28 protein-coding genes are annotated in these 22,046 nt (G+C 50.4%); 14 read left to right on the forward strand and 14 right to left on the reverse strand.

Annotation, left to right across the window (positions count from 1 at the left end):
• Positions 1–82: 82 nt before the first annotated feature.
• The gene (locus tag NST23_RS10920; protein WP_340963654.1) at positions 83–616 is read left to right on the forward strand and encodes a GNAT family N-acetyltransferase; all 534 of its coding nucleotides are present in this window, start codon (positions 83–85) and stop codon (positions 614–616) included.
• 199 nt (positions 617–815) lie between these two features.
• On the opposite strand, the gene NST23_RS10925 is transcribed toward NST23_RS10920, so the two are convergent.
• The 3 genes from NST23_RS10925 to NST23_RS10935 form a co-directional block, all read right to left on the reverse strand.
• Positions 816–989: an aspartyl-phosphate phosphatase Spo0E family protein gene (locus NST23_RS10925; RefSeq protein ID WP_217365719.1), complete on the reverse strand. Its 174-nt coding sequence runs from the start codon at positions 987–989 to the stop codon at positions 816–818.
• A 285-nt stretch (positions 990–1,274) separates the two neighbouring features.
• Complete coding sequence (locus NST23_RS10930; RefSeq protein ID WP_255679242.1) at positions 1,275–1,403, reverse strand: hypothetical protein; 129 nt, start codon at positions 1,401–1,403, stop codon at positions 1,275–1,277.
• 15 nt (positions 1,404–1,418) lie between these two features.
• Entirely contained in the window at positions 1,419–2,711 is a 1,293-nt protein-coding gene (locus NST23_RS10935) for a helix-turn-helix domain-containing protein (protein WP_122965892.1), read from the reverse strand.
• Positions 2,712–3,052: 341 nt separating this feature from the next.
• Between NST23_RS10935 and NST23_RS10940 the strand changes: the two genes are divergently transcribed.
• From NST23_RS10940 to NST23_RS10955, 4 genes are all read left to right on the forward strand, one after another.
• Complete coding sequence (locus tag NST23_RS10940; RefSeq protein WP_340963657.1) at positions 3,053–3,640, forward strand: GNAT family N-acetyltransferase; 588 nt, start codon at positions 3,053–3,055, stop codon at positions 3,638–3,640.
• A gap of 440 nt (positions 3,641–4,080) precedes the next feature.
• On the forward strand, positions 4,081–4,734 hold the full coding sequence (locus NST23_RS10945; RefSeq protein ID WP_340963659.1) for a hypothetical protein: 654 nt from the start codon (positions 4,081–4,083) through the stop codon (positions 4,732–4,734).
• Between the two features lie 7 nt (positions 4,735–4,741).
• Positions 4,742–4,924 (forward strand): hypothetical protein, encoded by a 183-nt coding sequence (locus NST23_RS10950; RefSeq protein ID WP_340963661.1) that lies wholly within the window; start codon positions 4,742–4,744, stop codon positions 4,922–4,924.
• Between the two features lie 166 nt (positions 4,925–5,090).
• On the forward strand, positions 5,091–7,013 hold the full coding sequence (locus NST23_RS10955) for an AraC family transcriptional regulator (RefSeq protein WP_340963663.1): 1,923 nt from the start codon (positions 5,091–5,093) through the stop codon (positions 7,011–7,013).
• A 359-nt stretch (positions 7,014–7,372) separates the two neighbouring features.
• Here the strand turns inward: NST23_RS10955 and NST23_RS10960 are convergent, their stop codons facing one another.
• A complete protein-coding gene (locus tag NST23_RS10960) occupies positions 7,373–8,158 on the reverse strand; it encodes a DUF817 domain-containing protein (protein WP_340963666.1) in 786 nt (261 codons plus the stop codon).
• 490 nt (positions 8,159–8,648) lie between these two features.
• Here NST23_RS10960 and NST23_RS10965 point away from each other — a divergent pair, with 490 nt between their 5' ends.
• Positions 8,649–9,392, forward strand: coding sequence for a bleomycin resistance protein (locus tag NST23_RS10965; protein WP_340963668.1), 744 nt, complete (start codon positions 8,649–8,651; stop codon positions 9,390–9,392).
• A gap of 139 nt (positions 9,393–9,531) precedes the next feature.
• On the opposite strand, the gene NST23_RS10970 is transcribed toward NST23_RS10965, so the two are convergent.
• Together NST23_RS10970 and NST23_RS10975 are read right to left on the reverse strand one after the other, a co-directional pair.
• Positions 9,532–9,945, reverse strand: coding sequence for a DUF4288 domain-containing protein (locus tag NST23_RS10970; protein ID WP_340963670.1), 414 nt, complete (start codon positions 9,943–9,945; stop codon positions 9,532–9,534).
• A gap of 144 nt (positions 9,946–10,089) precedes the next feature.
• Complete coding sequence (locus tag NST23_RS10975) at positions 10,090–10,917, reverse strand: sulfurtransferase (RefSeq protein ID WP_340963671.1); 828 nt, start codon at positions 10,915–10,917, stop codon at positions 10,090–10,092.
• Positions 10,918–11,013: 96 nt separating this feature from the next.
• On the opposite strand from NST23_RS10975, the gene NST23_RS10980 reads away from it, so the two are divergent.
• Positions 11,014–11,622 carry a DUF502 domain-containing protein gene (locus NST23_RS10980; RefSeq protein WP_122965754.1) on the forward strand — a complete coding sequence of 203 codons (609 nt, stop codon included), beginning with the start codon at positions 11,014–11,016 and terminating at the stop codon, positions 11,620–11,622.
• Positions 11,623–11,746: 124 nt separating this feature from the next.
• Here NST23_RS10980 and NST23_RS10985 read toward each other — a convergent pair whose 3' ends face one another.
• Both NST23_RS10985 and NST23_RS10990 read right to left on the reverse strand, forming a co-directional pair.
• Positions 11,747–11,995: a hypothetical protein gene (locus NST23_RS10985; protein WP_173595653.1), complete on the reverse strand. Its 249-nt coding sequence runs from the start codon at positions 11,993–11,995 to the stop codon at positions 11,747–11,749.
• Between the two features lie 163 nt (positions 11,996–12,158).
• Positions 12,159–12,602 carry a DUF2621 domain-containing protein gene (locus tag NST23_RS10990; RefSeq protein ID WP_302053632.1) on the reverse strand — a complete coding sequence of 148 codons (444 nt, stop codon included), beginning with the start codon at positions 12,600–12,602 and terminating at the stop codon, positions 12,159–12,161.
• A 174-nt stretch (positions 12,603–12,776) separates the two neighbouring features.
• On the opposite strand from NST23_RS10990, the gene NST23_RS10995 reads away from it, so the two are divergent.
• From NST23_RS10995 to NST23_RS11005, 3 genes are all read left to right on the forward strand, one after another.
• The gene (locus NST23_RS10995) at positions 12,777–13,151 is read left to right on the forward strand and encodes an ATPase (protein ID WP_122965757.1); all 375 of its coding nucleotides are present in this window, start codon (positions 12,777–12,779) and stop codon (positions 13,149–13,151) included.
• 98 nt (positions 13,152–13,249) lie between these two features.
• Entirely contained in the window at positions 13,250–14,212 is a 963-nt protein-coding gene (locus NST23_RS11000) for a tetratricopeptide repeat protein (protein ID WP_122965758.1), read from the forward strand.
• Between the two features lie 183 nt (positions 14,213–14,395).
• Positions 14,396–14,785, forward strand: coding sequence for a VOC family protein (locus NST23_RS11005; protein WP_122965759.1), 390 nt, complete (start codon positions 14,396–14,398; stop codon positions 14,783–14,785).
• 27 nt (positions 14,786–14,812) lie between these two features.
• Here NST23_RS11005 and NST23_RS11010 read toward each other — a convergent pair whose 3' ends face one another.
• From NST23_RS11010 to NST23_RS11025, 4 genes are all read right to left on the reverse strand, one after another.
• On the reverse strand, positions 14,813–15,310 hold the full coding sequence (locus NST23_RS11010; protein ID WP_340963674.1) for an 8-oxo-dGTP diphosphatase: 498 nt from the start codon (positions 15,308–15,310) through the stop codon (positions 14,813–14,815).
• A gap of 132 nt (positions 15,311–15,442) precedes the next feature.
• Positions 15,443–16,249, reverse strand: a complete 807-nt coding sequence (locus NST23_RS11015) for an ABC transporter permease (RefSeq protein WP_122965761.1) — start codon at positions 16,247–16,249, stop codon at positions 15,443–15,445.
• Positions 16,230–17,033: an ABC transporter ATP-binding protein gene (locus NST23_RS11020; protein ID WP_122965762.1), complete on the reverse strand. Its 804-nt coding sequence runs from the start codon at positions 17,031–17,033 to the stop codon at positions 16,230–16,232. The genes NST23_RS11015 and NST23_RS11020 overlap by 20 nt, the downstream gene beginning before the upstream one ends.
• A 6-nt stretch (positions 17,034–17,039) precedes the next feature.
• A complete protein-coding gene (locus NST23_RS11025) occupies positions 17,040–18,032 on the reverse strand; it encodes an ABC transporter substrate-binding protein (protein ID WP_242771848.1) in 993 nt (330 codons plus the stop codon).
• 130 nt (positions 18,033–18,162) lie between these two features.
• Here NST23_RS11025 and rnz point away from each other — a divergent pair, with 130 nt between their 5' ends.
• The 3 genes from rnz to NST23_RS11040 all read left to right on the forward strand — a co-directional run bounded on the left by rnz (position 18,163) and on the right by NST23_RS11040 (position 20,095).
• A complete protein-coding gene (gene rnz, locus NST23_RS11030) occupies positions 18,163–19,140 on the forward strand; it encodes a ribonuclease Z (protein WP_173595725.1) in 978 nt (325 codons plus the stop codon).
• Positions 19,141–19,261: 121 nt separating this feature from the next.
• Positions 19,262–19,873 (forward strand): YczE/YyaS/YitT family protein, encoded by a 612-nt coding sequence (locus tag NST23_RS11035; RefSeq protein WP_217364905.1) that lies wholly within the window; start codon positions 19,262–19,264, stop codon positions 19,871–19,873.
• 132 nt (positions 19,874–20,005) lie between these two features.
• On the forward strand, positions 20,006–20,095 hold the full coding sequence (locus NST23_RS11040; protein ID WP_122965765.1) for a YjcZ family sporulation protein: 90 nt from the start codon (positions 20,006–20,008) through the stop codon (positions 20,093–20,095).
• Between the two features lie 84 nt (positions 20,096–20,179).
• Here the strand turns inward: NST23_RS11040 and NST23_RS11045 are convergent, their stop codons facing one another.
• On the reverse strand, positions 20,180–20,419 hold the full coding sequence (locus tag NST23_RS11045) for a stage VI sporulation protein F (protein ID WP_063230750.1): 240 nt from the start codon (positions 20,417–20,419) through the stop codon (positions 20,180–20,182).
• 192 nt (positions 20,420–20,611) lie between these two features.
• Here NST23_RS11045 and NST23_RS11050 point away from each other — a divergent pair, with 192 nt between their 5' ends.
• Positions 20,612–21,565, forward strand: coding sequence for a S8 family peptidase (locus NST23_RS11050; protein ID WP_173595727.1), 954 nt, complete (start codon positions 20,612–20,614; stop codon positions 21,563–21,565).
• Between the two features lie 107 nt (positions 21,566–21,672).
• On the opposite strand, the gene NST23_RS11055 is transcribed toward NST23_RS11050, so the two are convergent.
• On the reverse strand, positions 21,673–21,987 hold the full coding sequence (locus tag NST23_RS11055; RefSeq protein ID WP_063230752.1) for a hypothetical protein: 315 nt from the start codon (positions 21,985–21,987) through the stop codon (positions 21,673–21,675).
• Between the last annotated feature and the right edge of the window lie 59 nt (positions 21,988–22,046).

Below are 22,046 nucleotides of genomic sequence, written 5' to 3' on the forward strand. Positions count from 1 at the left end.
TTTTCCATGGCGTGCTATGATGATGAGCGGACGATCATTTTTATGATAAGCGCCAAAAGTGAAAAAAGGAGCTAAACACCAGATGAAAGACAAACGAATCACGACGGAAAGACTTGTTTTAACGCCGTTTACGAAAAGCAGCGCGGAGTCGATCTTGCGAGGAAACTTCGATGAGCTTTTAGTGGACGGCTATCGCCTGGGCAACGGCTGGCCGGATGAGGATGCCATCGAAACGTTGCCAAAGATCATTAAAAATCTGGAGCTTGTCGGAGAACCAACAGGGTTCGAATCCTGGATGATCGTGAAAGAAGACGGAAACACGATTATTGGAGATGCGGGTTTTAAAGGAAGACCGAATGAGCTGGGAGAAGTCGATATCGGCTATGGCATTATTAGGCAGGAGCGGAAGCAAGGCTTTGGAGTGGAGGCAGCGAAAGGGTTGGTAAAGTGGGCATTTTCACAAGCAGAGGTGAAAGCGATCACAGCCAGATGCCTTATACATAATGCTGACTCTGCGAGGATTTTGGAAAAATTGAATTTTCAAGAGACAGCTAGAGACGGAGAAATGATTTACTGGTCGTTGATGAGGGAGAATGTGGAGGGTGTTTCGGAGTAGGAAACGTCTTTCTGTAACCCTATAATTCATGATGCGTTTTGCGCTTCATCATAAAGCCAGTCTCAACAGGGAATGAATATTCAGAAAAAAATCTTCATACGTAACACCTTGGTACTGCAATATGTACATCTGATGAGGGCTGGCTCTATGAATATATACGCTGAGTTCGTTCATTACTCCACATAATCGTGTTCCCGATTCAGAACTCGCCATTTTTTTCTTCTCCGTGTTTAAGTTGATATTGAACGATATAAATGTCGAGTTTTTGGCTTAGCTCAACCACGGAAGCATCGGATAAACCTTTTTCTTTTACTATCTGGCATAATTGTTGTCGCAATTGTTCTATAATCAGTTCAAGTTTTTCCTTTTCCAAAACGATACCCTTCCTAGCAAAATATTGGGTTTTTATTCTAATTGGTTGAAAACCTTTGCAAGAAATGTCATAGCAAAGAAACCGTTGTCCAGTTAGCTAGTCTTTTGCACGCTCACTCCTTTGGCATATTTGCAATCTGAATGTCCTTATTGTAAAGGCTGTCGCATGCATGTTAATAAAAATAAAAGCCTTGAGAAGTTCTACATATTTCGACTTGAATTTACATGAAAAGCAAAAAGAACGCTCATTGAGCGTTCTTAGTTGAAGCGATTTTTTACTTCTAGATTAATAGCCAGGGTCAACTACTCGTTGAACTACCGTGTTTGACGGGGAGTTCACTTGGTCACCAGGCAGATAGTGGGCAGAAACAAACAGAGTTAAAGATAAGAATATCATAGCAATTGCTTTTTTCATGTTACTAGCCTCCTTTTATTTACGGTTTTTACCAATATAATTATTATATACTTGGTGAATCATATCTACAAAATGTAAATCCATAGACTTGGAATTGTTGGAGAAATAGGAAAAAATATCTGCCATACATTTGACAATTTCTTCTTCGGCATTAACTGTTCCATATGCTTGCAAACTGGTAACGTAGCTGTTCATCCCGGCGTCAAGCTGCCCCATTCTCACCATGTAATTCCCTTTGTGTTGATGATAGATTCCAATCGAGACATGTTTATAGGGTGTTTGCGGAGAATCAGGCAAAAACTCTTCCTCCCGTGCGAGCAGTTCTGCTATGGAGTCCATGTCTTCTGTTTGAAAATAAACATCAAGCAGTTCGGTTACAACGTGAATCTTTATATCCTTGCTAACCTCATCCAAGCAACGTCGAAGTAGCGGAATGGCTGTATCGTATTTTTTTAGTCTTGCTTTAACAATACCACGGGTCGTCTTGGTTGCGTCTGTAACAAAATCATATCGAAACTTTTCAAAGACATCTAAATGCTTTTCTACTGCGTCAAAATTGTCCAAGAAATAGTATGAGTTGATCATTGCCAAATAGGCCCTGGCTTTTAGTTCTGTTTCAGTCGTCTCCAAAGCCAGACCTGCTTCGCAAAGTTCAATACACTGCTTGTACTTCTTGATGGCAAAAGCTTGAAGCCCCATTCTGAAATAATAGATGATTTTTTCTTCTTGAGACAGGAAGTCCACGTAATACAGAATTTCCTCGCCAGCTTTGAATGAATCCTCCATTTGTTTTAAATCAAGTCGCTCGATCAAATATATTTGCAGCAGGCTTTTTGCAACGTATGGAGGCACGCCACGCTCTCTTGCGTATTGAGCGATGATCTTGTATAGCAACAATTGAAAAGCTGTTTCTGTCAAGTTTTTCGTCAGAAGATATAGCTGTTCTATTGCGTTATATGTATCTTCTTGGGGAGATTCAAGAAGCTTTACGGCAACTTTTGAGACTAATGGCTCGTTCGCGAATTGTACGGCCTCCAAAAGCAGTTCCTTTAAGGTTTCTACTCGTTTCTCGACGTCAATATAGTGCGCAACAATTTTTTGATAAGGGATTTCCAACACATGTGAAATCGCTTTGATTGTTCTCAACTCTGGTCGTTTGGTATCTCCCAATTCGATTTTGGAAATGACGCCCTTGTGTACCCCCGAGAGGTTTGATAGCTGTGTGATACTGAGACTAGCCTGTTCCCTATGCTTTTTTATGATATCACCGATGGTAGTAAATTGAAGAGTGCCTACACTTTCGTCCATCTCGTTCCACCTTCTAACCTGGTTTCCCTGCATTTTCCTTTTTTATCCTTTTGAATTTTAACACTATGCATTTTCTTTGTAAATTATAGGAATTGGTAACTGTGTGAAAATAGAGTGAGCTTTTGCACGAGATCGAAGTTTGTTCGCGCTGTCAAATTTTGTCCACTTTTTTCCACGTTGTGATATGATGATGAGCAGAAAACAGCACGCTCATGCCACTAAAACCTAGTAGCTCTATATAAAATCTTGGTACTAATACATACATCAGATGGAGGCTGGCTCTGTGATCGGTATTGGTTGAGTCTGTTCAGCAAAAAAGCTCTGAAAGGATGAGATTTGGGATGAATATGACAACCCCACTGGTGCTAACTGGTGTCAATGTAACGCTGGCTCCTCTGGAACTGAGGCATGCCGAGGATTTGTATGAGGCGGGTCGGTTCCCGGATATATGGGGGCTGACACAAGGGCGAATCCAGTCACTGGAGGACGCAAAAGAGTATGTCTCGAAAGCTTTGGAACAAAAGAATGCCTTTCCGTTTGTTATCGTCGAACAAAAGACGCAAAAGGCAGTAGGCAGCACCAGATTTTACGATATCTCTGTTCCAAACAAAAGCCTGGAGATCGGTTCGACCTGGCTGACTCCTGCGATGTGGAGGACTTCCATCAATACGGAAGCCAAATACTTGCTGTTAAAATATTGCTTTGAAACGGCGGGAGCCATTCGAGTTCAACTGAAAACGGACAGTCGGAATGTCAGGTCCCAAAAAGCAATTGAGCGGCTTGGCGCAGTCAAAGAGGGCGTTTTGCGAAACCATATGATTTTGCCTGACGGGTATGTAAGAGACACGATTTACTACAGCATACTCGACAGGGAGTGGCCAGCCGTCAAGGCGCGGCTTGAGGGATTTTTAAAGTCATACATTGATTAGTACATGCAGTTGCTTTTCGCTTTTCGTGTAACGAACAGACTTGGTTTGTTTAGGAAAAGCGATGTCAGTGTAAGGACAATCGAGCATTCATGCTGGCGACCTGCAATAGGAAAAGCCCAGCGATATAAAGGCGTAGAGAGAGTTTTCCTGGTGCAAACGGGGGGACTCTTTTTTGTATGGGATGTGGAATATGGCCTAGCCTGGTAAATGAGTCGGCAACGCCTATTGATGATGTCGAAGTTCCTGACCGGGTGGGTTGCACGAAACAAGTATGAACAACAAACCTTTGCCAAATTCATTTCCAACATTCAGGTGAAGGTAGACTCAGCACGAATGTTCCTTAATAATGGAAATATCAGACAACCGAGAGTCTGCTTTTAGGCGATGAGCATGTAGCAGCAATGTACTGCAATGGCAAAAAAGTGCGAGGAGGCAAACCCGTGGGCAGATCGTTCGCAAATTTGCATATCAAGTCGGGAAGTTTTGAGAAGGCTGTCGAGGCGCTAAAAAAGCTAAGCGAAGAGCGCGCCGAGGTATTAGGTTATTCATCTACGCAAAATGAAGCGGCTGCGGATGTTTCAGAGCGGTCTGTTGGCGAATGGAAAAGTAATCAGCCAGACACGGAGGCGCAAAAGCCCAAAGTTGTCATGCACATAAGCAAAAGCAACGACAACTGGGTCAGCGTGCTCCATGATTATTTTGTCTGGGGCACGGTGAAGAAGATCGGCAAAGCGTTGTCCCAGCTGATCGAGGAACCAGTAATGACCGCCGGATACATCAATGAGGAAATATTCGAGTTGGCGTTTTACGAGAACGGAGAGATTCAAGCGGAAAAAATCTTTTGTGAAACGTGGACGCGGGACGAGTACAGACTAAAAGAAGAGCGTCTTCATGATGACTACATGCGAGAAGCGTTGGGGATGCGTGTGGAGGATTTTGATTCGTTCATCAAGCTGACAAGTCCGGAACAGGCCGCAGACAAGCTGTCGCAACTCACAGGGATACCGATCTGGAGTGATTCGGAGTGGCTGCCGTACGAAGAGAAGCTCAGAGATCAATTTGGGCAATATGAGTTTCAGATCGAAAATGCATGAGTGGTATATGGAAAATGAAGAAGTTAAAACAAATGTTGAAAGATATAAAAATAATAGATTTTCTAAGGTAATTCATGAAATACGCGTAACAGCGTTTTTACATTGCAACGTAGGCTATACAGATCAAGCGTTAGATGAAAAAGAGGGGCATTCTCCCTCTTTTTCGTTGCCCAAGCTCTCAATGACCTGAACCATTTTAATTAAAGAAATAGATATATCCCACCTGGAATTTTCCACATGTTGCTCCCCCCAACAAATTCCCTTATAATACCGATGTGTTTTCCCGATAATCATTCTCATAAAAATCAAACAAATCAACGCTGTTCATTTCACGCAAAACAGGCAGGGGTGCTCGGATGAAGGAAGAGGAAAAGAAGAAAATCCATGGTTGGTTCGCGCATTGGACGCATGCGGCTGTTCAGGTGATCGACGTTCGGCATTTTGTGTTGCAGGCGCAAGAGTCGTGGAACAGCTACCGGCTTCCGGCCTCCAGTTATTTATACGCTTGCAAGGGACAGGCTACGGTGCGGCTGGATGGACGCGAATATGCGGCGGATCGCTTTTTGTTGCTTCACGGCGGCAAAGGAATGGTGCTCGACGTGAAGCTGACGGATGAGCTGTTCGTCTTTTATTTGATCTTGTACAAAGCCAAAATGATGCTGCCGCGCTCCGCCAACCATGCTCTGTTGAGCGATGGGGGCGGCGAGCCGTTTCATCTGCCGTATGCCCTCGTGCCGCATGAGCCGACCAAACTGTATCATCTCGTCGCGACGATGGCCCGCGACTGGGCAGCACAGGAGCGGCTTCGGGCAAAAGGCACGTTTTTGCAATTCGTCCATGAGGTCATGCAGCAACTGCTGCGGCACGGGTTTCAACAAGAACAAGAGCCGCTCGCCAAACAGGTCGTTCGCTATTTGGAGGAGCATTATACCAAGAGAATTTCGCTGGAGAGCCTCGCGGAGCATTTTTGCTACAGTGCCAGATATTTGACCCGACTCGTCAAGGAAGAGACGGGCCACAGCCCGATCGACTATGTGATCTCGCTACGGATGGAAAAGGCGAAGGAGCTGCTTTCCCAGACAGATGCGACGATGCAAGAGGTGGCGGCTTCTGTCGGGTACCACGACGTGCTCTATTTCAGTCGGCTGTTCAAAAAACATACGGGCATGACACCCACCAGCTTTTCCGGACATGCCCCAGGTCCAGATCGTCTATATGGAAAGCCCGGATTGTGTATTGTGGACGCGCATAGGGAAAGCTATAGTGTTAACGATAATCGTTATCAGCGAAGCTTTGGGGGGATCATCCACATGAACAAAAAATCGACGCGCCACATGGCAACTCTTTTCATGGTCAGTCTAGCACTGTTCGTGAGCGCGTGCTCCGGTACAGCCAGCCCGACACCACAGACAGGGAGTGTGCAGGAGCAAACTGGCGCGACACAGCGCGAGTTGACCGATGGCATGGGCAACAAGGTTACGGTGCCGTCACATCCGCAACGCATTATTGCGACCTACCTGGAAGATCATCTGGTGGCACTCGGAGTCAAGCCGGTTGCCCAATGGTCGGTAGGGAAGGGCGATGTTCAAGGATATTTGCAAAAAGACTTGGCCGGTATTCCGGCAATCCCGCATGATTTGCCGCCAGAAGTGGTCATGAGCTACAACCCGGATCTGATCATCATGGACAATGAAGACCTCGTAGCGGGAGACAAGTACAGCCAGTACGCCAAAATATCGCCGACATATACGATCGGAAAAGAGAAAAACAGCGATTGGCGCAAAGAGCTGCTGGTTGTGGGGGAAGTCCTGAACAAGAGCGAAGAGGCGAAAAAAGTGCTCGCGGACTACGATGCCTACGTTGCGGAATCGAAACAAAAGCTCAAGCAGGCGATCGGCGACAAAACGGCTGCGGCCCTGTGGGTGACAGCCAAAAACATTTATGTAGCGCGCCAAGATTTGTCCAGTGGCGATGTGCTGTATAAAGACCTCGGGTTTACGGTGCCAGCCGTCGTCCAGGAGATTTCCAAATCCGGCGACGCGAACTGGAACGCTCTGTCTCAAGAGAAGCTGGCTCAGATGGATGCGGACTACTTGTTCATCGTGAACAGCAAAGGCGCTTCCAAGGATGAATTTTTGAAGGAGCCGGTTTGGGCGAACATCCCTGCCGTTCAAAAAGGGCAGGTCTACGATTTCTCCACAGAGTCCAGCTGGCTGTACACGGGAGTTATCGCCAATCGGCAAATGATCGAGAACGTGCTGGAAAATGTGGTGAAGTAAGCCAGTTCAAAAACCAAACCTTTTGCACGCGGCAGGCGAGCGGGGGGATTGGTTTTTTTGTTGTATGGGTGGACGCAGGTCAAAAATGGACGAGGCTTCATCAACTGGGGCGGGGGACGCTCATAGCGTGGGACCTGATCGACGTTTTGCCGCAAGCGGAGCTTTTTGACGGATGGACCGCCGAACAGACAAAGCAGCAGGAAAAGTTTCATGCCTTTCATGACAAAAGACAACGAGGTTGTCGTTGTCTTTTTCTGAGCATACATTTCGCCATTTTCATAAAAGAACAGGTGAGCAGTTGCGGTCGCCCAAATGAACATGGGCTTGTTACTGCCATTTACGCTTATGAGCTTTTCGTTTTAGCGATCGGGCTTCCCGCCACCCAGCCTAGCCTTCACATGCTTCAACTCCGCCACAATGATGAAGCTGACGATCACGAGCAAAAACCACGAGCTGATTTTGCTCAGATGGACCAGCTCCCAGCCGGAGCGCTGGTTCGGGTACGCCCAGGCGCCGAAAAACGTGGCGATGTTTTCTGCGATCCAGATGAAAAAGCCGATCAGAAAGTAGCCGAGCGGGACGGGCATGGAAAAACGCTCATGGGTGACGCGGAAGTAGACCTTCGAGCGCCAGAACACGACGAACATGAGCACCATCAGCACCCAGCGAAGATCCCAGATGTAATGATGGGTGAAAAAATTCAAGTAGATCGCCGCACCGAGCGAAGTGACCAAAAACGGCCGCGGCCAGTTTGTCAGACTGACGTCCAGCCGTCGCCACGCCTGGCACAAATAGCTCGCCACGCTCGCGTACATGAATCCGCTGTAGAGCGGGACGCCAAACACTTTGCTGTACCCTTCTTCCGGATAGCTCCACGAGCCCATGTGCACTTTGTAAATTTCCAGGCACAGTCCGATCAGGTGAAAAACCGTGATGACCTTCAACTCGTCCCGCGACTCAAGTCCGCTTTTCACCATGAACACCTGGAAGGCCAGACAGAGCAGCAAAAGCAGGTCGTATCTGGGCAGGCCAGGGATGGCGACGAACTTGGAGATCGCGAGCGAGGCGAAGATGAACACGGGAAACAGACAAGACATGGCCTCCTGGTATCCGAATTGGAGCAGGAGGCGGATAAATCGGATCATGATGTGACTCCTTCGGCAGTTGTAGCGTCTTTGGCGACAGGCAGATCGTTGGAATGCCCGTCGCTCCAGCTTCTTATTCTCCCATGAAACCAAATGCTTGAATAGTACCTAAACAAACATGCGGGGATGATCGTGCGGGCGCAATGCGAAAGTTAGAGCGACGATAGAAGCGAACCCCCCACTCTTTTTGACGCGCGGGCTGAAGGCCAATGTGCGCTTTGTTGATTAATCACGGAACCTCAAGCTTATCCCCTTGTATGATGCGCGGCATCCCTTCGCGAACAAAATGCGATCCCTAACCCGGGAATCAGCACGCGTATAGCCTACCTCCTTTAAACCTTCAATCTATGTTTAAACTTCGCGACGGATGTTGCTTGCAGTACAAGGCTGACTTCCGCAAAACCTTACCATTTGCATAAATATAGTACGATTAAGGAGGTCGATTGATTTCACTTAGCACAGTATTTCTTTGGGCGTGGAGGGTGGTAGCGTGTCAACCAATCGGGAGAGCGTAACAATTCCTATTTTCCCTTGCAGATCGATAGACGAACAGTTGGAGTTTTATCAGGCGCTAGGTTTTGAACTGACTTACAGGCAAGCCAAGCCAAACTTATACGCTTGCGTCCGTCACCGGATTGTGGAATTGCATTTTTTTGTCTGGAAGCAATTGGACCCATCCAACTCGTACAGCATGTGCTATGTACACGTCCGCGATGTGGATGCCGTGCACAAAGAGTTTTGTGAAAACTTGAAAAATGCGTATGGCAAGGTTCCTTCCAGAGGTTTTCCGAGAATTACCAAACCGAATAATCTCGTGGAAGACCGCCGATTTAACCTCATCGACCCTGCCGGAAACCGCTTGTTAATCGGTCAGAAGCACGCATTTGCCGCGCCAGTCCAAACTGAGCAAACCGTGATGGCGCAGCCGTCCAGGTTTGCCAATGCGTTCGAAACGGCATATCGATTGGCGTATGCCAAAGACGAACCCGCAGAGGCGGCCAAGGTACTGGATCTTGTATTTTCAAAAGCAGAAGAAGCTTCGGCAAGCCTGCGCTACAAAGCTTATGTGCTGCGAGCCGATATCGCGGCCTCGATGGACGAGATAAATCTCGCGCGGGTTTTGATGCAGGAGGCAGAGCAATTATCGCTGTCTGGCCAAGAGCGGGAAGAGGTGGTGGAGGCAACAAACAGGTTGGCTGAACTGAAAGGGGCTTTCGGGCACGGTCATTCTTGACGGGGATAGGACCAGTGCAATTGTAGCTCCCGCGGACTTTTTTTCAGAAAAAACCAGTGTGCTACGGTCGAACACCGTCTCACGCTGGTTGCTCAGGCAATCCATATTAACAGGAGTTAAGGTTACTGCTTTGCATTTTCTACTCAGAATCGCCGTCTTCATCTAAAACTTCTGGGTAATAGCGCTTGATGACATCACTAGCTGAAATCTCTTGACCAACATGGATAAATCTTGAATAAATTTCAGTTCCAATCGTGATTTCATCATCATTTAGCTCAAATGCATGCAGATGTCTTACAAACTGATGCTTAACTGTTTCACCAAAGCTATTCAAAGACTCATGTTCAGCCTTTTTGGCAAACTTTTCCGCAATTTCAATGGCCTTTTCCATATTCGTATCTTTTGCGAGAATAATACTTTCTTCAAAAAGTTTCATGTTGTTCTCAGCATTGTCTTCATTTTTTTGCTGATCGGAACCTCCAGAGTGAACCGATTCAAATAAGACTTTGACTGCATACCATTTTGTTTGGGGCGGTTTAGAATTTGTCTCCATAATTTCACCCTTACACCTTTAATTTTTGCTGAATCTCCTGTTTTAGCATCTGCCTCCAAAACGCCAAAAAAGCTGTAACAGGCCGCATACCGCTAACCTGTTACAGCCCTACTACCGCGTCAAACAGTCTTCCTGTTAAAACTCTTACTCTTCCCCCGTAGCAACCGGATTCTCGCTGTACGAAACCCAGTCGCTCCAGCTTCCTGCGTACAGCTTGGCATCTGTGCGGCCAGCCTGGTGCAGGGCGAGCAGGTTGGAGCAAGCGGTCACGCCTGAGCCGCAGTAGACGATGATTTCTTGTTCGGCGAAGTCAGCGATGCGATTGCGAAGCTGCTCGGCTGGTAGCATGGTCATGTCTGCTTGGAGGTTGTCCTTGTAAAAGAAGTGGCGGGCGCCGGGGATATGTCCTGCTTTCGGATCGAGCGGCTCTTGCTCGCCGCGATAGCGTTCGCCTGCGCGGGAGTCGAGCAGCACCGCTTCCGGCTCGCGATTTTTTACGCCTTCGACGCTGACCAGCATGTCCGGGCGCAGTTGCGGGACGAAAGTACGTGCTTGCGGCGTCGGCACTTCCGCAGTTACTTCGTAGCCAGCTTTTTTCCAGGCTGCGTATCCGCCATCGAGCACAGCGACACGATCGTGACCGAGGTAGCGCAATAGCCACCAAAGGCGTCCCGCCATCGCCATTTCCTGGTCGTCGTAAGCAATGACGGTTGTGTGCTCATCGATTCCAGCCTGGGAAAAGAGCGCGGCGAGGGCAGCCGGATCAGGAAGAGGATGGCGTCCGCCGTGTTCCTGTTTCGGGCCGGACAAGTCGCGATTCAGATGAAAATAGAGCGCTCCCGGGATGTGGTCTGTTGCGTACTCTTCGGCTCCTTGTTCGGAAGCGGAAAGGGCAAAGCGGCAATCGGCGATAACAATTCGTTCGTCGTTCCTATGATCGCGGAGCCATTGTGGCGTGACAAGTGCTTGCATCGTTCACCCTGCTTTCTGATTTTTCTTCATCATAGCAGATGGCTATCCGATGGGGTACAATATTTCTAAAAAGTGTTGGCAGAGAGGGGCAACGGAATGAAGCGTGTTATCCGCTACTTTTTGGAAGGATTGCTGTACGTCATCCCACTGGCTGTGACGATCTATATTTTGTACTACATTTTTGCGACGGTCGACAGCTGGTTTTACAACCTGGCCCGCAACAATTTCCCTCTGCACTTCCCGGGCATAGGCGTGCTGATCACGATTGTGGGGATTACGGTTGTCGGATTTCTCGCGTCGAATGTGCTGACTCGCGGGGTGCTGTCCATCGTGGACAGACTGTTTGAAAAAGTGCCATTCATCAAGCTGATCTACACCTCGATCAAAGATTTGATCGGCGCCTTTGTCGGGGATAAAAAAAGCTTCGACAAACCTGTCTTGGTCACATTGTCCAAAGACACTGGGGCGAAAGTCATCGGCTTCATCACAAAAGAAAGCATGGATACATACGGGCTTGCCGATCACGTCGCCGTCTACCTTCCGCAGTCGTACAACTTTGCTGGCAATCTGCTGCTTTTTCCAAGCGAGCAAGTACAACCGCTGGACATGGACAGCGCGGACGTCATGGCTTTTCTCGTGTCCGGTGGAGTATCGGGAAAGAAGACGGCTGCCAAGGCGGAAAACGAAGCAGCCGGGCAGGGATAAGGCAGTTTTTCAGCCAAGCATGCGCCGCCTCTATCCAAACAAACATCCGCAGACGCTATGCAGAACGTACAAAGGGCAGCCAGACTTTAGACAAGTCGGGCTGCCCTGATTTTTGGCGAGAGGATCAACTGCTGAAAAAACCGCTGTGGCTGGAGTGTTTGCGACGACGATAGTAGTGATGTCCGTACGACTTGTGACCGAACTTCCACAACGGCCCGCGATGTCGGTAATCGCTGCTGCTGTACTTGCGATAGCCGTGTCCGCCCATTTTCCAGATGAATTTGGCCCCTTTTTTCAGCAGGACGACCACAATAATGATCGCGGCGAGAAACAGCACGAAACCGATCGCCAAAATGGTAAGTATGACTGACATCAACATCGTCTCCTTTTGTCCAACCTGGTTTTCGCGAAAAGTGCGGTAAGCAAGCTTCACGCGTTTTCGCGGGCCGGTTATCCGTATAAGTTATGTTACGGACGGGAAGACAAGAAGTTTCAAGCGAAGAGAACGAGCCTTCGGGCATGAGCGTGCAAGCTGTTTAGCCCTCCGCGTTCAAATATTTTTCGTACGGCGTGTAGTCAATCTGCTTGGATTGCAAATGGGCGATGAGCCATTTGTGGTCGCGTTTGGGGGTAGCCACGATATAGCCTTTGACGATCAGGTCGGTGGTGATTACGGTCGCCTTCTCTTCAAGGGCGATCTGCCCGATTTTGGCTGCGATCGAACGTCTGGCTACATCACGGAACAACTGCGGAACCGGGGCGACCAGTTCGTTGAGAAGCACCAGGCCGTCTTCCGTCCACATTGCGCGCGTTTTGTCGATGTAATAGTCCTGCCAGTCGAGATCGGACTTGCCGTCCTTTTTGGGCATGGACTTGAGGAACTTGCGAAACATGAAGTAGCCGCCAATCCCCATCAGTCCTACAAGCACAATCGTCCAGCCAACAATGAACAGGGAAAACCCTGTAGACATTTCATTCATTTGCGAACACCTCGTAACCGTAATCCATAAAAAAGCCTATATAGGTAAAGTGTACCTTATTTTCATGTACGCAACAAACTTTTTGTGCTTTTGCCCATCGCGAGGGTTTTCTCTTCCCAAGTACACATACAATTTAGTATGATTAGAATTAATCTTTATTGGGAGTGGACGCTCATGTTCAAGCTTGGACAACGCGTCGTCATTGTTGCCGACTCCTTCGAGCAAGGTTTGCCGATTGGCGAATACGGGTATTTGATCGCGCGCGACCGCAACCCGGACAGTGCGTTTGCATGGGTCATTCGCATACCCAAAATAGATAAGCACATTCCTGTGGTGGAAGAGGACATCGCCCTGGAAGAACAATTGCTGGAGGAGGAAGCGCAGCGCGTCTCGCAGGAAGCCTTGCTTGACTACGCTTTGGCTACCCGCAACGAGGCTCTCTTCAGGCAACTGATGGGCATGTCGGATGCAGATGAGGCAAATGACGAACCAGCGAAGGAATCAATGGAGGATTTTATCCGTAAAGTAAACCTGAAAGCCTGGATATAACCAATCGCGGTTTTCCTTTTGGGGAAAATCGTTCTTCTTTGCAAGACAGGGCTTGTCCCTTGATACTATTGTGAAGGAAATGAAAGCGAGGCTGTTTCATGTCTGAATTTGTGACGTTTACCAATGAATTTGGCCATACGATCGAGATGTCCAGAGAGGACTATCAGAAAAAAGTGATTCCGCACAATCTGGATATGTATTGGGACCAAAAGGAAAAGCTTCGTGACTTCGCGATGGAGTTGGTGAAGGAGCAATTTCACGAGCAAGCGGCGATTGCGGCGGACAGGCTGCTCGAATTGTACGGGCCGATCGAGTCTGCGCTCATTTTCCGTGCAGTCGTTCACATGCAGGCGAGAGAATTTGAGAGAGCGAAAACGATTTTGAACGATTGCCTGGAACGATTCCCGGCGTCGGGAACGGCTTGTACCAACCTGGCGAAAATTTACGCGTATGAAGGGGAAGAGGACAAAGCGTTCGAAATCCTGAATACCGGACTGCACAAAGATCCGAACCAGGAAAACGGACTGAACATGTACGTGGAAAGCTTTTTGCAAAATGGCAAGCGCGAGGAGCTGAGAACCCGATTGGAAGCGCTCTCCGTCAAGGAGGGAGCGTGGAGACCGCAGCTGCACTTGGCGCGTCTTGCTCTGACCGAAACCGACCTCCTGAACGCGATGAAGTGGTACACGATTGCCATCGAGGGGGCGAAAGACCGCTTTGAAGTGGTCATGACGGTAACGGGCGAGCTGGGCCAGGCAGGCTATGTCTATCAGCTGATCCAGATTTGCGAAAAGTTTTGGACGCCGCAGTTCCCGTATCCGTATGCAGGCTTCAACTACGCCAACGCTTTGTTGGCTACCGACCAAAAGGAGCGGGCGATTGCGATGCTGCGCAACATGCAGGATCATTTGCCGGACAACTACAAGCCGATGGTCGATCATTTCCTCGCACGGGTGCCTGGCGCGCTGGAAGCAGAAGAAGCAGCGAAGCAAAAAGTGGAAGCAGGCAACCACGCTGGCGATCAGACGGAGAAAAAGAGCTGGTGGAAGTTCTGGAAGTAAGATGAGACGCGTACATAACGCCCGGCATGCGATTGGTCGGGCGTTTTTTCTATGCGTATGCGGATAAAAAGGCTATGCCGGACCGGAAAGCGATTAGAATTGTGCTTAGGCTTGAAGCAAGGAAGCGGCTTTCACGTGTTTTCACGATAAAAGACAGGTAACTGGGGCAAAGGAGGCTGGGCGATGCTGCATCATGTCGAGTTGTACGTCACAGATTTGAAGCGGTCCGCGGAATTTTGGGGCTGGCTGTTGGAGCAGCAGCTAGGCTATGAACGCTACCAGCAATGGGCGAGCGGGGTCAGTTGGAAGCATGGCAACACGTATCTGGTGTTCGTGCAGGCGGAGGAGCGGTTTCGCGATGTGCCGTATCACCGCTGTCGCGTCGGATTGAATCATCTCGCTTTTCACGCGCGCAGCCGGGAGCAGGTGGAGTCGATTCGCGAGGAACTGCGGCGGCGAGGCGTGCCGCTGCTCTACGAGGACCGCCATCCACATGCGGGCGGCCCGGAACATTACGCGCTGTTTTGCGAAGACCCGGATCGGATCAAGGTGGAGATCGTAGCGCCGGAGTAAGTAAACAGGCGGCACGTCCCGGACGGTTTACCCGAGCTGCTTGATTTTCTCGGCAATCGGTTCTTGTTTTTCTTCATCCCAGACGATGGAGATTTCAAATGTTCCCGGCTCGAAAAAGAGCGGGAAACGACGGCGAAACCACGGTTGCATCGGCACCTGGTCAATCTCGTCGAGCGAAATCCAATGCAGCTCTCCCTCGGGAGGATGTGTCAACAGCTCGCCTTCAAAGCGGGTTGCCAAATAGTTGAAAACGATGTAGCGAAAGCCTGTCGCCGGGACGACATACTCATCCACGCCCTTGAAGGCAAGGTCTGTGACGCGAAGCCCTGTTTCTTCATACACTTCGCGAATGGCCGCTTCCGTCAGGCTCTCGGGAAAATCCACCTTGCCCCCGGGGGCGATGTAGCCGGGGAAGCCTTTGGAACTGGGGCGATTGAGCAAAAGTACCCTGTCGCCGTCGCGGATCATGCACATAGTCATCAACTGATAAGTAAGAGTGGGAGCTTGTACATCTGATGTACCCATAAATGATTTTCCTGCTTTCTGGACTTTTTTGACCATAAGTATAGCACAGCTTTTGCACCGCAAAACGTCTGTCAGTCAAAACACAGCGCGACCATCCCCGGACGATGGTCGCGCTGTGTTGCGAAAAGGCATCTATTTAAACTGGCTGGTGAGCCGCCGTTCCAAAAACGCCACGCCTTGGTACATCAAGGTGGCGACGACCGCGATGATGGCGAGACTCATCATGACCAGGGTAAAATTGAACACTTGAAATCCATAGATGATCAGATAGCCCAAGCCTTGTTGGGAAACGAGAAACTCCCCGACGATGACTCCGACCCAGGAGAGGCCGACGTTTACTTTCAGCGTGGCGAGCAAGGTCGGGAAGGTGGCGGGGAGGATGACCAGGCGGAAAATGTGCCGTTTGTTGCCGCCGAGCGTCTGCACGACTTTGACGTAGTTTTGGTTGACTTCGCGAAAGCCGGAGTAGACGTTGATCGTGGTAATGATGATGGAGATCGCGCAGCCCATGGCGATGACGGACATGAGTCCGGGGCCGAAGCCGACGATGAAAACAGGGCCGAGCGCGACTTTTGGCATGCTGTTGGCGATGACCAGGTACGGATCGAGGACGCGGGAGAGAAAGGGCGACCACCAGATGAGCGTTGCGATCACAGCCCCGAGCAGCGTTCCGAGCAAAAAGCCGATAATCGTCTCCCAGACGGTCATGCCGACGTGCGGCAGCAGGCTTCCGTCGAGCAGCTGCGACCAGAATTGCGCCCAAATTTTCGACGGGTAGCTGAAAATAAGCGCATTGATCGTGTTGGTGCGCGCAAGCACTTCCCACAGGGCGAGAAACAGCAGAAACAGCATGCATTGGGTGAAAAACACCCAGTAGCGGTTTTTTGCTTCCTGCTTCAAATAGTGGCGATGGATGCTTTCAATTTCCTTTTGCTGCATCAGATACTACCTCCATCTCCTTCCAGACGCGATGGAACAGGTCCTGGAAGCCATCCTGATTTCTGGCGTCGAAGGGCAGGGAGTCGCGGATGGCGGGCGGGATTGCGATTTCGCTGCTGACGCGGCCAGGGTTGCGCGAAAAGATGTAGATGCGGTCTCCCATGGCGATCGACTCCGACAAATCGTGCGTGACCAGGATGGCGGTTTTTTTGTGTCTGCGCAGCGTCGAGAAGATCAAGTCTTCCAGTTTCAGCTTCGTCTGGTAGTCCAGTGCGGAAAAAGGTTCGTCTAAAAGCAGCACGTCAGGCTGGCAAGCCAGGGTGCGAACGAGCGCGACACGCTGCCTCATGCCGCCGGACAGCTGCATGGGCGAAGCTTTGCGCACGTCAGACAGCTCCATTTCATCGAGCAGATGCAAGGCGTATTGCTCTGTCTCCCTGGAGCGGATTCCCTGGATGTCCAGGCCGAGAAAGACGTTGTCTTCGATCGAGCGCCAGTTGAACAAGTAATCTTGCTGAAGCATGTAGCCGACCTGGCGGGAAGTTCCGCGAACGGGTGTCCCATCAATGGACACTTTTCCCGCAGTCGGCAATTCCAGTCCCGCCATGAGCGAGAGCAATGTCGTCTTGCCACAACCACTAGGGCCAACCATACAGATGAACTCGCCTTCCTCCACGCGCAGGTTGATGTCCTGGACCGCCATGAACGCCCTGGTTGTGGATAAATAGAGGTGGGTCACGTGGGAAAGTTCAATCTTGGCTGGCGCAGAAGGAGTCTGGTTCATGACGGATTAATTCCCTTCCTTGGATTGTTTGGCGAAGGTGGTGTTGACCAGCTTGCTGTAATCGGCCCGTTGTTTCAGTTCGCCAGCGGCATCCATGATGTCTTGCAGCTGATTCCATTCCGCTTCGTCCAGGATCGGATCGGTGGCGTAAGAGCCTTGCTCCAGATAGCGTTGCACGGCTTTTTCCAGGATGGTCGGATCGATCTGTTCAAAATATTTGCCGATGACCGCAGCCGTCTCCTTGGCGCTGTGGCTTGCAACCCACTGTTGCCCTTTGTAGATCGCATTGGTAAACTTTTGGATAGTTGCCGCATTGCTGTCGATATTGCTTTGCTTCGTCATGTAGACGGTGTAGGGAACGGTGCCGCTTTCCTTGCCGAAGGAGGCGACGACATGCCCGATCCCTTCCTGCTCAAACCGCGACGCTTCCGGTTCGAACAGTTGAACGTACTCGCCTGTGCCTGAAGCGAAAGAAGAAGCGATATTTTTAAATTCGATATTCTGAATCAGCTCCAGGTCGGACTGCGGATTGATTTGATGTTTTTTCAGGACATACTCTCCGACCATTTGCGGCATTCCTCCTTTGCGCTGACCGAGGAAGACGCTGCCTTTCAGCTGGTCAAACGAAAACTGGTCGGGTTTGTTGCGGGCGACGAGGAAGGTGCCGTCCGTCTGGGTCAACTGGGCGAAGTTGACGACGACGTCTGCTGCTCCTTGCTGGGAGACGTAAATACTCGTCTCCGAGCCGACGAGCGCTACGTCGATCCCGCCAGACAAGAGCGCCGACATGACCTTGTCGCCGCCGGGAATAGTGGAAAGCTCCACATCGAGCCCCTCTTCCTTGAAAAAGCCTTTTTCCAGCGCGACGTATTGGGGGGCGTAAAAAAGCGAGCGGGTTACTTCGCCAATTCTTATTTTTTCAGGAGTGCTGGAGCAGCCGGCCAAAACGGCGATCAGAGCCAGACAGGCAGCCAGCCCCAGCGCGAAAAATCGTTTCATTATCAGGAGTACCTCCTTGCTAGGCTGTTGTTTGTTGTAAGGTATGCGCCCAGACAAAAAAGGGTGAATGCCTACAGCTGGTGACAGGCACGCTTGCGGGAAGCTCTGCACAAAGAGAGGGGCAATCATTGTGATTGTGACATTTTTAGGTACGGGATCAGGAGCGCCCACCACGCGCCGCAACGTGAGCGGAATCGGGCTTCGCTTTTTGCAGGCAGGAAAATGGTGGCTGTTTGACTGTGGGGAAGGTACGCAGCATCAGCTTTTGCGCTCTCCCATGAAAATCAGTCAGCTGGACAAAATTTTCATTACGCATTTGCATGGCGACCACTTGTACGGCTTGATCGGGTTGCTCGCTTCCCGCTCGCTGCGCAATGGCGAAGCATCGCCGCTCACGCTTTACGGACCGCCGGGGATTGACCGCTATTTTCGGGCGATCATGGATGTAAGTCCGGTGCATTTGCAATATCCGCTGGAGCTGAAAGTGGTCAGCGAAGGCGTCATTTACGAGGATGAGGAAGTCGTCGTTTCGTGCCGGAAAGCGAACCATCGGGTGACGTCTTTTGCCTACAGCGTCCTGGAAAAAGACAAACCGGGAGCTTTTCTCGTCGAGCGAGCGAAAGAGGCGGGAGTTCCGTCCGGGCCGCTCTTCGGAGCCTTGAAGCGCGGCGAGCAGGTGACGCTTGCCGACGGTCGCGTGCTGGATGGCAAAGATTTTGTCGGAGCGCCGCAGCAAGGCCGCAAAATCGTCTTCAGCGGCGACACGGAGCCGTGCCAAAGCGTCGAGGAGCTTGCGGCGAATGCCGATTTGCTCGTGCACGAAGCCACGTATGCCGATCACGACAAGGAGCTGGCGGTGCGCAGCGGACACTCCACGGCGAAAGAAGCGGCTGAGCTGGCGAAGCGTGCAGGTGTAAAAGCGCTTTGCCTGACCCATTTCAGTCCGCGCTACGAGGATGAGGACGGGGACTTTTCCATGGATGATCTGTTAAAAGAGGCGCAGGCGATCTTTCCCATGACGACGCTCGCCGAAGACTTGGGCAGCGTCGAAGTGAAGCGAGTGCGAAAAACGGTGGGAGAAACCGATCTTCCTTGTTATAATGAATAAATTATGAACGCATGGATGTGAGACTTCACCATTCAGTGAGAGAAAAATGGCAACGGGAGAGGAAAGGTGAACGACGGTGTCCGGTACACGGGTCAGCAAGTCGATTGCCGTGCGCTACGCCATGTTTGTGCTCGGATTGTTCATCGGGGCATTCGGCTGCGTGCTCGCGATCAAGGCGAATCTGGGGGTGGCGCCCTGGGATACGTTTCACATCGGCTTGCAAAAAACATTTGGTTTAACCATTGGCATCTGGTCGCAGATCGTCGGCGTAGTGGTCATTTTGTCGTCCTATCTGGTAGCCAAAATCAAGCCGACCTTTGGCATGTTTCTGAACATGATCTGCTTCGGAAGCTTCCTGGACTTGATTTTATGGCTCAACATCGTGCCGGAGTTCGAGTCATTCTGGCTGCGCTTGCTGGTGTTTTTGCTCGGTGTAGTCGTCATGACCATCGGCATCGGCATGTACTTGTCTCCGCGCCTGGGGGCAGGGCCGCGCGACAGCTTCATGCTTGCCATGAACGAGCGATTGGGCTGGAGCATTCAAAAGGTTCGGCTGATTATCGAAGTAACGGTGTTGATTGCCGGAGCGGCGCTGGGTGGCCCGGTGTCGATCGGAACGGTGCTCATTGCCGTTTTGACGGGGCCGATGATTCAGCGGACGATTCCTTTTTGGCAGTCGGTTATGAAAAAACAGTATGGCCTGATGGAGCCAATCGAGCGTCGCGCGAGTTGATCTGACGCGGTTTTCCCTCACAGCAGCTACACTCTTATCCTGAAAAATGGGCAATGTCTGGGCGAGCGTCCAATCAAGATTGGCTATTCGCACATACATTATGATTAGTTGCTGACAAAGGAGGGAAAGCGAATGAGTCTGTTCAACGGAGGATTCGACGATTTTGCTTTGATTCTGGTGTTGTTCGTATTGCTGACAATCGTTGCTTGCGCTTGCGACTAACGAGGTAACACACCGACCGCAAAAAGGTTGGCAATAGCAAAAGGGAGAGCGTAACTGCTCTCCCTTTTTGCTGTTCCGCTCGCCTTAGTCGAGCTTTTCATGAACCTGTTTTTTGACACTGGAGATTTGTTTGTCGGACAGTTTGACGCCTACGGCTTTGCTGACTTTTTTAATCAGATCGCCGAGCTTCTTGTCGTCCTTCAAATCTTTTTTCGTGATTCCTTTCGCCAACGACTTGATGTCGCTCATTTTCCATTTTTTCTTGCTTTTCTTGTTGATTTTTTTCAAGAGATCGCCTGTGCCTTTGCCCTTCTTTTTACCCATACAGCACTCTCTCCTCTCAAGATTGGCTTTGAGCCTGCCCTAAGCAGTTATATGGGAGAAGGCATCTGTTTGCTTGGACAGATGGACTGGGGGAATCGCCTATTTTGGCGGGCGGTGTGCAGATGCCCAAGCAGACAGAGGCAGATACGACATAGGATGTGGCAACGCTGTGCATGACAGGAGGCTAGTGGGTTGAAAATCATCAGCTTTCAGCGGGAGACGTCCTTTCACGACATCCTGAGCGATTTGCAGAAAAAAGTGATGACCAAAACAGAGAGACTTCCTTGGCGATGCTTCGATGACTGGGCTTGCCTGTGCATCAAGGACAACATATACGAGCAGCACTGCGAGCATTTTCGCAGGTATCAAGCCATGGTGGAAGAGAATGTGACCGTAAGCGTCCATGCCCAAGCACAAACAGTAACACAAACAGAAACAGAGGGCGAAGACGAAATCCCGTGGGGCGTCCGCTATGTCGGCGCGCAAAAGCTGTGGCGAAAAGGCCGGGGCGAAGGGGTGAAGGTGGCGGTCATTGATACGGGGATTTCCCGCGACCATTTTGACTTGAAGGATCGGATCAAAGGGGGCGTCCATTTTGTGCGCGGCAAGCAAAACGGACATGGGACGCATGTAGCCGGAATCATTGTGGCCGAGATGAACCAGCGCGGAATCGTCGGTGTCTCTCCCGAGGCGCATCTGTACGACGTACGCGCCTTCGACCACGAGGGCAAAGCGTCGCTGTCGACGATTTTGCAGGCATTGCACTGGTCGATTGCCAACAAAATGGACGTGATCAACATGAGCTTCGGCATGCCGCAATACAGCGAGGCGTTGGCGCGAGCTGTGGAAAAGGCGAAAGAGCACGGCATCGTCATGGTAGCCTCGGCGGGAAACAGCGGGGGAGAGGTCGAGTACCCTGCCAAGTACAAAGGCGTTCTCGGAGTGAGCGCAATCGATCAGTCGGGCAGGCTGGCTTCGTTCAGCTCGCGCGGAAGGGGAGCGAATACGAAAGCGCCTGGTGTGGAAATTTTATCGACGTGGCCGGGCAACCAGTTTAAAAAGCTGAACGGCACCTCGATGGCAGCTCCACACGTCTCCGGGCTGATGGCGCTGGAAATCGGCCGCAAGCGGAACAAGGCAAAGTAGACGAAAGACAACGAAACGGAAAAAAGCTCCATGGCTTCTTGCAGCCACAGAGCTTTTTTTGTGGGAAAAACGTCTCGAATGTGTTCCTCGCCGTGTTGTTTCGAGGATTATTGATGAATTTTGGTGTCATGATCTTGCTGGACGCGAAACCATATATTAAGATCATTAATGACGCTCGCCAATTCATGAATTTCGCTGTTCAGCTCACAAGAGCGCGCGAAATTTTCCTCCTCGGACATCTGCTTGGTTTTCTCGATGATCACAGCTTCCACCCGGTGAATCCGATCGGGGATGGTTGCGCGAATTTCTTCCCACTCCATCAAAATGTCCGCACGTTCCGTATGTGAATACTCCTCCCATTGCATATCCAATGCAGGAAGGCGAATGCCTAAACGTTCATCGAAAGTAAAGTAATTGCGCAAAGGTAAGTTCACTCCTCTCCAGTTCCATCATACCAAAAATGAGCGGAATCGGGGAGAGA

This window comes from Brevibacillus sp. FSL K6-0770 (genome assembly GCF_038000275.1).
Classification (GTDB): domain Bacteria; phylum Bacillota; class Bacilli; order Brevibacillales; family Brevibacillaceae; genus Brevibacillus; species Brevibacillus parabrevis.